This is a genomic window from Natronomonas amylolytica, from assembly GCF_037031205.1.
GTDB lineage: Archaea > Halobacteriota > Halobacteria > Halobacteriales > Haloarculaceae > Natronomonas > Natronomonas amylolytica.
In genome coordinates this window covers 133,901-147,638 of sequence record NZ_JAYEZM010000009.1, presented here as the reverse complement: position 1 = coordinate 147,638, position 13,738 = coordinate 133,901, and the positions used below count along the sequence as shown (strand labels likewise).

The window sequence follows — 13,738 nt, the reverse complement described above, 5'->3', positions numbered from 1 at the left end:
AGTCCTGCTCCGGTAGCGGTTCTGGAAGTAGAGCCGGTATCCAAGCCGACCTCAAGACCATGAAGGGCTGGGAGGATTCGGAACAAGTGTTACAGCACAGAATACAGGCGGAATAGAAGCTACACATACACTCCCACCTAAAGAAATCAAGGCACAATTCGATGCTGTTGCTTCCGATTTTGATATCCAAGCTATAAAGGCAGGGATGCTAGCCACCGCTTCAGTTATCGAATCAGTTGCTGAACGAGTCAATACCGTTGACTCACCGTTAGTAGTTGATCCAGTAATGGTGGCCACATTGGGAGACCGACTACTCGATTCGAACGCCAAACCAGCGTACCAATCTCTGATTGAAGAAGCACGTTGGTTACACCCAATGCTGATGAAACAACAGCCCTCACAGGAATTGAGCCAACAGATATCCCATCGATGCATAAAGCTGGGAAGGTCATAGTCGAGATGGGCACTCATCAAGGGCGGCATATTCCGGGGGGAGGAAGTTATAGACATTCTTGTAACAGAAGAATAAAAGAAAAATTTTCGCATCCGAGGATTGATACGGATGCCACTCACGGTACAGGCTGTATCTTTCTAGCGTCATAGCTACGAGACTAGGACAGGGAGATCAGCTTCCTGAAGCTATCGAGGAGGGACAACGAAATTTTATCATTATCTTACCTAAAAGCACAAAGTTTATACTAAACCTTGTACATAACACAGATGGGGCACGCGAAATCTACATCCAAGAGTCAGCAGTCGGCACGCGCCAGGCATATCAAGCATTCTGAAAGCATGGACGATCCCGTCCAGCCCCAACGGGATTTTAAGCACAAATAATCGATTCTGTATATAGTATGCGTCTGCGACGTTTACAGCGCACAATACTACGCTGTACTAAAAGGATCAGTCAGGCCATATCAATGATTCATTTGTAGCACATAACGTGTTCATTACAGAATTCCGGCGAATCTAATTGTGCCTGGACAACACCCGGTTGCCGATGGGCGTTGTAAAGCCGACATCGAGGGTTAGCGCAGAATGGTTTACCCGTTCGAAGGTAGTGATAGGCTTGAAGCACATAGCCCTTAATCGCGTCCGTCGTTCGTGGATCATCCTTCACGAGGAAGTCTCCATCTATTTGGTTCTCAAGCACCTCTCGAGGAGGAGTATTTCCCGAAAACATTGCTTGTCCCTGCTTCGCCTTGTAGTACTCCTCGGGCTTTGCAGGTGCCTCATACAAACCAGGAATCGAAACGATCGAAGGCTGGCCAAGGACATTCACACGCTTATGCCAGCGACCATCATGATCACCCCATGTCCCAACCACACGATCAAGTAGCACGATCTGAAGATGTGATAACCCGGAAAGATCTGTGTTAAGCCGGGCTCGAAAAGCATCCTGAAGTTGCAACCCATCATAAAGCACCCCACCCGATTGATTTGGGTTATCAAGGACGGATTGTTCGTACCGGACAATCCCCGTCATTGTATTGCCAGTCTCAGGAGAATGTGGTGACAAAACTCGTGCCGAAGCGAATTCTCGAGCAAGAGCTTCGTCTGCATACAGGTCGAGGAATCTGTCTTCGACAGAGATTGATGCGTCGATGCGCGCATCGAGCCACCCCGCAACAATGTCCGCATCGGCCTCTGTGCTTGGGGTTCGATAGAGGGTGATTCTCTCGATCATTTCTCAATTAAAATAGCTATTTTCACTAAAAATTCGAGTGAAAATCGGTGATATTAGACCACTAACTATATCATATACGGCCGGTGTCGATGGTGATACGCACCCATCAATTAGTGTTAGCGGACGTTTTAGGCACCAATAAGCTTGATTGAAGTCCCAAGACCTTGTTCACTTGCCGACTCGTATACCAGTTCGGCAGTGGCAATATCTTGGATTGCGAGACCCGTTGAGTCAAAAACGGTTATGTCGGTATCATCAGACGTAGGAGCTGAACCCGTAACAACCGAACTTAGGTCCCCGTGCACGTCTTCTTCGCTAAGTACTCCTTCAGCGACAGGCACGTTAATTTCTCCGCTATGAGAGCACTGCTCCCAGTCGTCGACGATCACGTTGGCATCTGCCAAAATATCCGACTCGAGTTCTTGTTTGCCTTCTGCATCGGCACCGATCGCGTTAATGTGTGCCCCATCCTTGATCCACTCACGCTTCAGAATCGGCTCACGCGAAGGCGTGGTCGTGGAAATGACATCACAATTGGCGACATCTTGCGGCGACCCACTCACAATGTCCACCGTCCGGTGGCTTTCCGCAGTAATGAATTCAGTAATCGCATCATCATCAAGGTCAGAGATGACGACCCGGTCGAGATCAATCACGTTCGAGATCGCGTCAAGTTGGGTGTGTGCCTGCTGTCCTGCCCCGAGGAGTCCAAGCGAGCTCGCATCAGAGGGGGCAAGGTGCCGACTAGCAACACCGGCAACAGCCCCAGTCCGGAACCGGGTCAACTTAGTACCATCCATAATCGCGAGAGGATATGCTGTTTCGGGATCGCTGTAAACTACCACACCCATGACCGTCGGAAGATCGAATTTCTGGGGGTTATCTGGATGGACGTTAACCCACTTGACTCCTGCTGAATCACCGACTGCAGCGGGCATGGCACGGAAGTCGCCATTATGCTCCTTAATGTCGACATACGTTTTCGGTGGCATCGTCGCATCCCCTTTTTCGTAGGCTTCGAATGCCTCTTCGATTGCATCAATGAGGCTTGCCATGTCGATGCAATCCGCCAATTCGTCGGCTCCGATCATGATAGTACTCCGCTCTTCTTGGTCTGACTGCTTCAGAGTGCTCATACTCAATTACGTCATGAATAGCCATTGGCTTAAAATTTTCCCCCATAATCAACCTACTACTAAACTAATACACCAATATTCCCTCCTATAATTGTCGTTAACTTTGTGGAGGGATAGATCCACGCAGGCGTGAATTCAATAGCTTGAATTAACAAAAGCCATATCTGTAAGACAGTAAATTATTGATAATCCTATTTTAAGGGAATGAAGGGCGTTCGGTTGGTTACAAGATTAACGATACGACGGCCAACATTACTGTACTGATTAACAACAGGTGTAATAATACTACAAGCAGCGGACGGGTGCCCGAGGAGCGCATCTCTGAAACTCGGATATCAAACCCTAACCCTGCAAACGCAAGGAGGAATAACCAGTCCGAGACGGAATCAAGGGATGCCAGCTGTTCGGAGGGTACAACACCGAGATTCGAAATCAGCATAATAAGGAGGAATCCAACGAGGAATTTCGGGAATTCCGACCATATATCGCGAATATTAGTCTCATAATCAGATTGCGCGTGTTTGGCTGCATAATTTAGTGAATAAGCGACTGCGACGAGGCCAATAAATGAGTTGCGCACCAATTTCGTGATTGTTGCCCACTGGCCTGCAACTTCCGAGTGTGCAAATCCAGCTGCTGCAACAGGCCCAGTACTGAACATAGCCAATCCTGCCCAGATACCGAACACTTTACCAGATAACCCCAGCATCTCTCCAACTGCTGGAAACGCAACCAACGTTATAGCATCGAATATCAGAATTGTTGCGGCAGCATAGGCGATCTCCTCTTCTTTTGCTTCGATACTTCCTGCAACGGCTACTACGGCCGACACGCCGCAGACACTAGATCCGGCAGCCAAGAGTGAAGACGTTCTTGAGGGCAGGTCAAACAGCTGCCTCGAGAGAAGTTCGACAGTTATCAATCCGAAAAGAACAGCCACAGTAGAAAGGAGAATAATGATTGGACCTGCCGCAGCAACTTTTTTTAGAGTTAGTTGCGCCCCTAATAACACGATACCAGTCTCGAGGAGTAGTTTGTGAAGTTTGATTCCCGCGATCGCCCAATCCGGCACGCCGATTGTATTCGCAACCACCGCACCGGTAGCGATAGCTAAAACCAATTCATTCACGTATGGCAAAGCATCCGCTAGTCCACTTGCTGCGATAGCAATAGTGCCCAGAATAAGGAGCCCAGGAATAAGCCGAGCTTTAGTCATCACTTCGTATTCCAAGACTCTCTCGAATATCTAAAAACAGATCACAGGTTGCCATACTGAGACGGCTTGGGACAAGTCTTCGAATCCAGCTATGAGTCTTCATTTGAGGCGACCCATTCTTGTCTATAAGTCCAATCATCTGTGCCTAACATATTACTTACACTCACTTAACCCATTTGGTCTATAGTATATATTAAATAATACCATATACGGCGAGGATAGGTTCATTTGACCTATCTCATTTTATGCCGAGGAATTAAGACTCGTAAACGAGATTAGATTAGGAATATTACGAAATGAGATATTTTCAGCAATTTTCCTCCCTCCTAATATAATAAAAAAGTAGAGTTATTTCCATACCTCCAGTAGATTTATCCCGATGAGGTGGATCTGATATTCTTGGTAATTGAATTTGGTAACGTCATTTGGAGAGATATCGTCCGGAAGTTCTCGCGACGCCTTGGTTCCAACAGTGTAATATAACGGTGCACGCTCGTCGATCGGGGCACCTTCCATAGTACAAACTGCACGTGCAATAGCCGCACTCGGTGATTCGTCTTCACGGATAATGAAGGTAGAATCCCGCTCACGTCGGTCTTTTATCGAAGACATTGTTGGTAGTTGCATCAGCTACTAGAGCCCCAGATATAACTCTTTCGAATTTAAGCGATTATATTATATTCTTCGGTATGTATCTCCCTATTAGCTAGATTTTAGACTAAGTAAAAGAGAATCCCATAAGCCAGCATGTAATGTATCTTGAGTCCACTTTCATATCTCAATTAAACGTTTAGTCACACAGAGGCCCAGTAGCACCTCATCTGTTCGAATTACTGGACCACAACCTATCCAAAAAACAATATTGCTATTGTGAGAGTTTCTAACCAAATTATTGCAAGATGTAAGACTGCATTAAAGTGCAAATTCAGACAGATTGTTATTATTTTATACAATATATTCCCCAATATCAAAGTTAAACTTTAACACAACAGTTAAATACCCAAACACAGTCCTATCAAATAATGTCAACTGGTGTCAACGCCAGACTAGAACGAATCAGTACTGATGGTCGAATCGTGAGTATCCCCATGGACCATGGGATTACGATTGGACCCACCAAGGGATTGATCGACATCGAATCGACAATCGATGCGGTCACACAGGGAGGCGCCGACTGTATTTTGACACAGAAAGGATTAGCTTCACGAGTACATCCAAACACGAATGGTAGGGGGTATATTGTTCACCTTAACGGATCAACATCTATTGGCCCAGATAAAAACGATAAGCGTCTAACAAGTACTGTAAAGGAAGCTGTACGGGCTGGTGGGGACGCCGTCTCTTACCATATTAATGTCGGGAGCGAAACTGAGCCCCAACAAATCGAGCAGCTTGCTCAAATTTCGAAGACTGCAGGCGAGTTCGGCTTGCCTGTTTTAGCTATGGCCTACGCTCGTGGCCCCGGAATTGCTGAAACTAACGCTGAAAACCTTGCCCATGCAGTACGCCTGGCGGAGGAGGTCGGCGCTGATATCGTGAAAACAGCTTATACTGGGGATGAGAGTTTCAAGAGTGTTGCTAGAGCGACTCAACTTCCGGTTCTCATGGCTGGTGGAGATCCACAAAATGATCGGGCAATGCTCGAAAATGTTTCTTGCGCTATGTCTTGCGGCGCTGCCGGAGTATCGATGGGGCGTTCCGTATTCCAGCATGCAGATCCAGAATCAATGACTAACGCGATTTCGTTGATTGTACACGAATCGGCAACGGTTGAAACAGCAATAGAGCGTAGCGGCCTATAAAACAATGGAGAATCACAATCCCGATCCACGTGTTGCGCGCATGTGGGAGACTAGCCCTGATAGTGAAGCTGATTCCAGCAGCTTTGAGTTAGCAGGCCACAAATCCGAAAATCTATCTGAGAAGATAGTCGTCCTCGGATCCGGCTACGCCGGCACCGGTGCAGTAAAACAACTCGAACACGAATTAGACGGCGAAGCAGAGATCACATGGATCTCTGACGTCGACCACCATCTCGTCTTGCACGAATCCCACCGATGCATCCGGAATCCCGATATACAGGATAAGATTACGTTCTCCTGCGAGGAACTCAAATCAGAATCGACGCGCTTCATCAACGCCCACGTCGAAAATCTCGATCAAGATGAGCGCACCATCTATCTCGACGATGGCTCCACGGTCGACTACGACTACGTCCTCGTCGCTTTCGGCTCGAAGACAGCGTTCTTCGGTATCGAGGGGCTCAAAGAACATTCTCTCACGCTCAAAAACCTTGAGGATGCGCTTGAGATTCATGAAGCAATAATTCAAGCTACAACAGAAGCTACTCGTGAGGATCCCGCACAAGTTGTCATCGGGGGGGCCGGTCTTTCGGGCATTCAATCCGCCGGTGAGATTGCCGAGTTACGCGATGAACGTGACGCCCCAATTGAGATTCACCTCGTAGAAGGTCTCGACAACGTCTTCCCAAATAATGACCCTAACGTACAAGCCAAACTTGCTAAACTCCTACAGGAGAAGGGTGTAAACATCATGACCGGCGAATTCATTGGCGAGGTTGATGAGGACGCCGTGTATATCGGAGATGACACCGAACTCAAGTATGATGTCCTCCTGTGGACTGGCGGTATCACAGGACAGACCTGTACCGAGAATATTTCTATCGACAAAGACGAGCGCTCTAATCGATTGAATACCGAAGCAACGTTCCAGACGAGTGATAATAGGGTATTCGCCGTCGGCGATGCTGCACTCGTCGATCAACCCGGCCAAGAGGAGCCAGCCCCACCCACTGCCCAAGCCGCTTGGCAGGCTGCCAAGGTCGCCGGCACAAATCTCGCACGTACCGTCCACAATCAATCACTCAAAACATGGACGTACACAGACAACGGCACGGTAATTTCAATCGGCGACGATGCCGTCGCACACGGGGTCAAATATGCCCCTGTCAAGACGTTCGAAGGGACTTTCGCTGAATACTTAAAGAAAGGAATTGCTGCACGATGGTTATTCAAGATCTCTGGGCCAACCTCTGTTGCAAACGCTTGGTCATCAATGTGAGGCATTTCTCTTTGTTTCATGGATAGCAATAACAACGCAAATGTGGTAAGATGATAACGACGTATTGCATAAACGATATTGAACTCAGACCCCATCACTATATATAAGTCTGTTTTTGAACCAAATCTACTATATTTGATTGAAAATCTGGATATACGCACCAATGCTCCGCCATCTCAGGATGAGTCTCGATCGGTTTCGGAACCTCCTACTTGTACTGATTGCAGTCGGTACAGGGGTTCATCTCCCGAAATTCGGGCCGTTCTGGAACCGCTGATTACGCCGTTAGTTATCTTTCTCGTCTACAGTTCCGTCAGTGGCTGGGAGTTAGGCGAGGGGGGACCGAATTCGTACGGCGTGCTCGTCGTTCTGTCGCTTTGTTTCTCCTATCTTCTCTTACCAGCCGTCGGGATACAGGTTGCCGACGCCCTTCTGACTGATAACGCGGCTTTTGGGATGGCAATCGTCCTGTCTGTTCCAACAACTGCCGGGAGCGCTATCGTCTGGACGCGATTCTCGAACAGTGACGTGCAGCTTTCGACAACCATCTCGCTCGTCTCGCTCCTGCTTGCGCCGGTGGTGACGCCGCTCGTTCTCTCACAGCTTGTCGGGTCGCAGGTAGCGCTCCCGGTATCAACCATCTTCGGCAATCTGTTGCTAATCATCGGCGGGGGCGTGCTCGTAGACGTCGTCATCTCATCGGATGCTATCTCCTCGCAACTCGTCCACGATGGGTCAACACTCACTATCGCACTACTCATCTATACGAGCGTCTCGAAGGTCGGTTCAGTGGTCCTCTCCGCAGAGGTCCTGCTGTCTCTAATAACCGTCTCGATTTTGCTTCTCGGCATCGGACTGGGAATTTCGGTGGTGAGCCTGAAAGTTCTTCAATACAGCACGGATGAGATGCTCCCGCTGTTCTTCACGAGCAGCCTGAAGAACCTCGGTATCGCGCTCCTCGTCGCGTTCGCATACAACAACTCGCTAGTACTCGTCTCGGTCATCACGTACTACGTCATCCAGCAAGTGGCCGGCGCACTTACTGCCGATATCGTCACATCATCACTCTGTTCGAGATAGTGAATTGTTGTTGAGAGTACTGTCTTGATGGTAAACCTATTACAAATGGACAACATCAGTCAGAGTAAGCGTGCACGTAGAATATAACAGGCCAGTAGAACTGGTTGTATTCGATCTGGCAGGGACGCTCGTCGACGGATCGGCCGATATGAGTGAACAGTACCCCAAAGATGACGGTCTCGGGGTCAAAGCACCAGTGATTGCGTTCGATGAGGTCCTCTCAGAATACGGGATCAACCTCTCTTGGGATCGGATACGAATACCGATGGGTTTCGATAAGAAGACCCATCTCCGGGAACTCCTCGCGATGCCAGATGTCAGCCAGCAGTTTGAGAGCGCTCACGGTCGCGAATGGACTGACACTGACGTAGAGAAAATGTACGACCACCTACGCGACACGCTTGCGGAGACAGTCGTCCGTGAGGGGCTTTCTGATGTCATTGGCGGCGTTCTCCATACACTCGCGAAACTCAAGCGCCAAGGCAAAAAGTTGGCTACTACTACCGGATATGGTACGGAAGCAGCTAAGGCGCTTCTCGAGAGCCTGCAAATGAGACAGGGAGTCACATTTGATGCAACGACCAATTCAGATGCTGTTCCGAATGGCAGACCAAGACCTTGGATGGTCTATGAGGTGATGAAGTCTCTCGATATCTATCCACCTGCTGGCGTTGTCAAAGTCGGTGATACTGTGAAGGATATTGACGAAGGAAACAATGCAGGAGCGTGGACTGTTGGCGTGTACGAGACTGGAAACGACGATTTCGAGTCGCTTCGTAACGCGGGTGCTGATTTTCTAATTCCCTCCGTCGGGGAACTACCATCAGTTATTTCGCAAATTGAGAACCAGAACATCTGACCACGTTTGCAAGCACCTTAGCCAAATCACCCAATGACTTGCAAGTTCGTCAACCTGCGCTAACTATACAGGGTTTTTAGAGAATTAATTATAATCTCTGTATAGTAGTGCCCCATAGTCAAAAATGTTTATTATATTGTAGTATAGCCTAGTCCTATGGAGCTAACTATAGAGCAGTTTGAACAGTATCAGCGTGATGGATTTGTTGTTGTCGACGAACTACTAGACAAACAGATGGTTGAGCGGTTTGAGAGAAACCTAGGTGTTGAGGCGAATCACGTCTAGATTTCAGACATCGGTCACCATCTCGTCTTGAACGAGATCCTCCGTTGTATCCGTGACCCGAATATCAGAGAGAAGGTTGCAATTCCACTGTGAGAAAATAAAAATGCCCGAACTTGATTCACCCAACGAGGTAACGAACGTCAACTATGAGGACCGAATCATCGAGCCAGCAGATGGGACCGACGTCGACTACGGTTACTCCTCGTCGTCAGCGGTGGCGCAGGATCGACCGGCATCCAGTCGGCGGATGAGACTGCAAAACTTTGAGACACTCACGATACTCCCACCGGGATCCATCTCATCGAGGACTTCGACAACGTCTTTCCGAACCACGACGCGGTGATTCAAGAGAAACTTGTCACTTTCTTTAAAAACATTGTAGCCCGTCGGTTGTTCAAAGTCGGCGGTGTGAATTCTATTTCCAGGGCGTACTCAATGATATGGTTTTCAGCGGCTTGCTTCTTTCTACCACCAACGTCTGCGTTTCCTGATTGCAGGGAGTCGGTCCGTTCGTGGTGCATATCGGTCGTGAGAACCTGCTCACCGACGATTGCAGCGTCATCACTCGCCAACGGAATGCTCTCAGCTAACAAGGCAAGTGCAGCCAGCCCACTCACACTATCCGACTCGAGATTACACAGTATAAGTCGTTTAGTTCGATTGTTTGCGGTTATGGGTTCTCCCGGGGAACCGGGATTTGTTTCGGATGACGAAGGTCGCACACGAGAGAGTGAGAAGTATCAGACGTAGCCGAGTGCTCGCGGCAACCACAATGCGATATCGGGTACTAAGATGACGAGGAGCAGTAACACAGCCTCAATAAGGAAGAAAGTAACAATATTCTTAGCTATCGTTTCAATATCGGTATTTCCAATTGGAGCTGCAACAAAGAGTGTCACTCCGAGTGGCGGAGTAATCATCCCCATCGCCAACGTCATGATCATTACGATCCCAAAGTGCAGGGGGTCGATTCCGACTTCGATTGCCAGCGGCGCAAACACGGGGGCCCACAGCAGGATGTTCGCGATAGACTCGATGAAGAGTGCGAGAATTGAGAGGATTGCGACAATCAACAACAACATAATCACGCTAGTAGTGGTAGTCGCCAGCAACATTTCACCAATTTGTCCTGGCACACCCGTGATTGCCATTACTTGGGTTATTGGCATGGCAGCGCCGATAATAAAGAGCGTAACACCAGACATTGTGGCTGCGCTGTAACTCGCCTTGATGAACTCGTCTAAAGATATCTCACCATAAACCAAGGTTCCAATAGCTATCGAATACAGTACAGCTACGGCACCTGCTTCTGTAGCAGTAAACACCCCCGAGAGAATCCCCCCGATGATTATCAACGGCATTATGAGCGCCAGACTAGCGTCTTTAACGATGACCGCTGCCTCTCTCGCACTCGGTCGATCACGGTGTTCGACCTCGGGGAATTTCTCCCAATCCGTGCGGTATCCGATGATATACGTCGCGATTATGAGTCCCAGTCCCATAAGGATACCAGGAACGACACCGGCCATAAATATGGCAGCGACGCTTACAGATGGAACCGTGATCGCGTAGATAATCATGATGATGCTCGGCGGGATGATTGGCCCGATAACGGAGGACGAACAGGTCACCGCGCACGTGTACCCCGTATCGTAGCCTTCATCTTTCATCGAGGGGATAAGTATGCTCCCTACAGCGGCAGTGTCGGCAACGGCTGACCCCGAAATGCCAGCGAAAAGCATACTCGTAACGACATTGACGTGCGAGAGACCCGCCTGAAGCCGACCCACGATGAGGTTCGCGAAATCAATGATTCGTTTCGTGATACCACCGATAGTCATGATCCGTCCAGCGTAAATGAACAATGGAATTGCTAGAATCGAGAACCCGCTGATTCCCTGTCCCATCTGCTGGACCACCAGCAGTGGCTTGAGAATCGCCAGTGCACTCGGGAAGAACAGGAGGAATATTAGGACGCTGAGCGCCATTGCGAACGCGATGGGGGTGTTGATCACGATGAGTGTAATCAGGATGAAGAAAATGATAAGTATTTGAACTATACTACTCTCCGGCGGCGCGAGGCTGAGAACAGGAATGACAGCTGCCGTGGCACCCAGTAGTAGAACCGTTCCGAGGGCAACATTACTCCCCTCGTTAAGATCGTCGATCAGTGTGCTGATACCTCTCCGTCCTGCCTCACAGATGAGGTAGAGCCCACCGATTGCGAGCGGAATACGGGTCCAGAACAGCGAGACACTGGTGATGCCGAGGACTTGGTAGACAGTCTGGCTGCTCGCCTGCGAGAGCGCTAACTGAGTCCCAAACCACAGCATCGCGCTCCCTAGCATGACGACGAGTCCATTGATGAGTAGAGTGGCCCCACGAGCGATGCTCGGTGGGAGCTTTTGATGTACGTACTGGACGCTCACGTGGTCTCCGACGTAATACGCGACAGCGCCACCGACGTAGGTCACCCAGATGTTCATGATGATAGAGCTTCCACCGGGCCACGAGAGAGAATTATTAAGGACGTATCTAAAAAAGACGTTGAGGTTGATAAAAGCAACAATCGCCAGAAGTGCGAGAATTGACACCCATTTCAGGACGTTGCGTATAGCCCACTCAAAGCGGCTAAGTAATGTCTCAGCTTGTTCCAACCTAACAATGAACCCGGATTGGGCCAGATTAACAGTACTCATGAATGTGTAAGTGTAAAACCTTTATGTCCAGTTATCGTCATTCGATATCTGCCTATAGAACGGTTCAGATATCGACTCCCGGTGGCTGGTAGTCTTGGTACGAGAGGACTTCAGAAACGATGTTTTCTTCGACGCCTTCCTTTCCAACCCACTCGTCATACACAGAGCTAGCAGCACTCTGCCATTCACTTAGTTCTTCATCCGTGGGCTGATAAATTTCGATATCCGGGTTTTCCTCCTTGATCAGGTCCTTCGCTCGTTGCCCCTGCTCGAGGTCCGATTCGATCTGCTTGGGAGTCACTTCACTGATGGCCTCATTCAACGCTGTCTTCTGACCATCTGTCAGCCGATCCAGCGAATTTTGGTTGGCGTGTACGACAGCTGGACTGTCTTGAGTTGCCGTCTCTACAGTGTACTCGATTTGCTCGTACATGCTGGAGTTGTATAGCCACCAGTAGTGGATATGAATCCCGCTAACAGTCCCCTGCTTCATCGCGGAAACCGTCTCACTCCACGCGATCGGACTTGGACTCAATTCCCACTGGTTGATAGTCGCCCGTTCGATTGGCGATTCCGTGACCCGTAGTCGTTTATTCGTGTTGTCGCTAGGAACCTTGACATCAGTGTTCGAAGTATAATGAACGTGCCGCATACTGCCACCGTTACTCCCCCAGTACGCTTTGATGTTAATATTATTGAGGTCTTCGTAGGCTTTTTCGTTTATTTCTTCAACAATATCGGCATTGTTGAAGAAGTCATACATATCTTGGTGGGTCTTCCAGAGATACGGGAGTTGCGAGAACAACCAAGCCGAAGTCAGGCCAGCGAGGTTGTTGACTGCTGATAGTCCCATATCTAGGGTTCCAGAGTCGACTGACTCTGTGATCTGAGGGGGGCCCCCCGCCTGTTGACAGCAGACGACATCGAGCGTCAGTTCTCCATCTGATTTCGATTTGACAGTATCTGCAAGGAGTTCCGCGCCCTCGTAGTGTGCACTCTCCTTGTTTCCAGAGATAGCGAAAGTTAGCTGAGACGTTCCGTCATCGCCACCACCCAAACTGAGACATCCGGCCATGCCCGCAACGCCGAGACTACTCGCCCCACCAATCTTTTTCAATACCTCTCTTCGATCACGGCTTGTTACATGATCGTTTGCCATAGTACATCATACCCAACCAACGCCCAAGTGTATATAATTTCCGATTTTGGCCATTATGTGCACCTTAGATACGAAGTATAGTCTGAGAGTTAGTCTTAGCTCCAATTACGTCTAGCTATAATGGGTCTCGACTCTGGTCGGATGCGAACATCTCACTCTGCAAAATAGAGGAGAGAGCAATTCCAGTATCAAGTAATCACGACTTTCTTGAACAACTCAATCACGAGCGCAGCAATCGAGTCAGGACCGAGATACCGGATGATGTATTTGAAGGATCCACAGCCTGTTCTGCGTTTCAGCGTTGAACGATTATCGACGCTGTCGAAGAGTGGGAGGAACTTGACGTTGTATACTCTCCCCGTGTTTTAAACCAAGGGCCAGATACCAAGGCCACCAGTCATGTATTCGCATAACACCCACCGTGGTATGACCACCATCGGGTCGTAACGGTTTTCGTGTCCTGCTGTTCCCGAGCAATTTGGGTCGCTGCTTCATCTGCCTCGCTTCCCGACATCGCGAAGAAAAAGACAGATACT

The 13,738-nt window shown here is 49.0% G+C and carries 12 protein-coding genes and 1 pseudogene; 6 read left to right on the top strand and 7 right to left on the bottom strand.

The window, feature by feature from the left end:
- Positions 1-67: 67 nt before the first annotated feature.
- Positions 68-603, top strand: a pseudogene (locus U5914_RS16885) (bifunctional hydroxymethylpyrimidine kinase/phosphomethylpyrimidine kinase).
- A 322-nt stretch (positions 604-925) separates the two neighbouring features.
- On the opposite strand, the gene U5914_RS13745 reads toward U5914_RS16885, so the two are convergent.
- The 4 genes from U5914_RS13745 to U5914_RS16880 all read right to left on the bottom strand — a co-directional run bounded on the left by U5914_RS13745 (position 926) and on the right by U5914_RS16880 (position 4,651).
- Positions 926-1,687, bottom strand: a complete 762-nt coding sequence (locus U5914_RS13745; RefSeq protein WP_418766768.1) for a DUF7001 family protein — start codon at positions 1,685-1,687, stop codon at positions 926-928.
- Between the two features lie 128 nt (positions 1,688-1,815).
- The gene (locus U5914_RS13740; protein ID WP_336136320.1) at positions 1,816-2,823 is read right to left on the bottom strand and encodes an ornithine cyclodeaminase family protein; all 1,008 of its coding nucleotides are present in this window, start codon (positions 2,821-2,823) and stop codon (positions 1,816-1,818) included.
- Between the two features lie 223 nt (positions 2,824-3,046).
- A complete protein-coding gene (locus U5914_RS13735) occupies positions 3,047-4,054 on the bottom strand; it encodes a YeiH family protein (RefSeq protein WP_336136319.1) in 1,008 nt (335 codons plus the stop codon).
- Positions 4,055-4,387: 333 nt separating this feature from the next.
- Complete coding sequence (locus U5914_RS16880; protein ID WP_418766770.1) at positions 4,388-4,651, bottom strand: HalOD1 output domain-containing protein; 264 nt, start codon at positions 4,649-4,651, stop codon at positions 4,388-4,390.
- A gap of 410 nt (positions 4,652-5,061) precedes the next feature.
- Here U5914_RS16880 and U5914_RS13730 point away from each other — a divergent pair, with 410 nt between their 5' ends.
- From U5914_RS13730 to U5914_RS13710, 5 genes are all read left to right on the top strand, one after another.
- Positions 5,062-5,841: a 2-amino-3,7-dideoxy-D-threo-hept-6-ulosonate synthase gene (locus tag U5914_RS13730; RefSeq protein ID WP_336136318.1), complete on the top strand. Its 780-nt coding sequence runs from the start codon at positions 5,062-5,064 to the stop codon at positions 5,839-5,841.
- 40 nt (positions 5,842-5,881) lie between these two features.
- A complete protein-coding gene (locus U5914_RS13725; protein WP_336136317.1) occupies positions 5,882-7,120 on the top strand; it encodes an NAD(P)/FAD-dependent oxidoreductase in 1,239 nt (412 codons plus the stop codon).
- 357 nt (positions 7,121-7,477) lie between these two features.
- Positions 7,478-8,200 (top strand): bile acid:sodium symporter, encoded by a 723-nt coding sequence (locus tag U5914_RS13720; protein ID WP_336136316.1) that lies wholly within the window; start codon positions 7,478-7,480, stop codon positions 8,198-8,200.
- Positions 8,201-8,270: 70 nt separating this feature from the next.
- Complete coding sequence (locus tag U5914_RS13715; RefSeq protein ID WP_336136315.1) at positions 8,271-9,059, top strand: HAD family hydrolase; 789 nt, start codon at positions 8,271-8,273, stop codon at positions 9,057-9,059.
- Between the two features lie 156 nt (positions 9,060-9,215).
- Positions 9,216-9,344 carry a hypothetical protein gene (locus U5914_RS13710; protein WP_336136314.1) on the top strand — a complete coding sequence of 43 codons (129 nt, stop codon included), beginning with the start codon at positions 9,216-9,218 and terminating at the stop codon, positions 9,342-9,344.
- 344 nt (positions 9,345-9,688) lie between these two features.
- Here U5914_RS13710 and U5914_RS13705 read toward each other — a convergent pair whose 3' ends face one another.
- The 3 genes from U5914_RS13705 to U5914_RS13695 form a co-directional block, all read right to left on the bottom strand.
- A complete protein-coding gene (locus U5914_RS13705) occupies positions 9,689-9,961 on the bottom strand; it encodes a hypothetical protein (RefSeq protein ID WP_336136313.1) in 273 nt (90 codons plus the stop codon).
- 123 nt (positions 9,962-10,084) lie between these two features.
- Positions 10,085-12,043 carry a TRAP transporter large permease gene (locus U5914_RS13700; protein WP_336136312.1) on the bottom strand — a complete coding sequence of 653 codons (1,959 nt, stop codon included), beginning with the start codon at positions 12,041-12,043 and terminating at the stop codon, positions 10,085-10,087.
- A gap of 64 nt (positions 12,044-12,107) precedes the next feature.
- A complete protein-coding gene (locus tag U5914_RS13695) occupies positions 12,108-13,202 on the bottom strand; it encodes a TRAP transporter substrate-binding protein (protein WP_336136311.1) in 1,095 nt (364 codons plus the stop codon).
- Between the last annotated feature and the right edge of the window lie 536 nt (positions 13,203-13,738).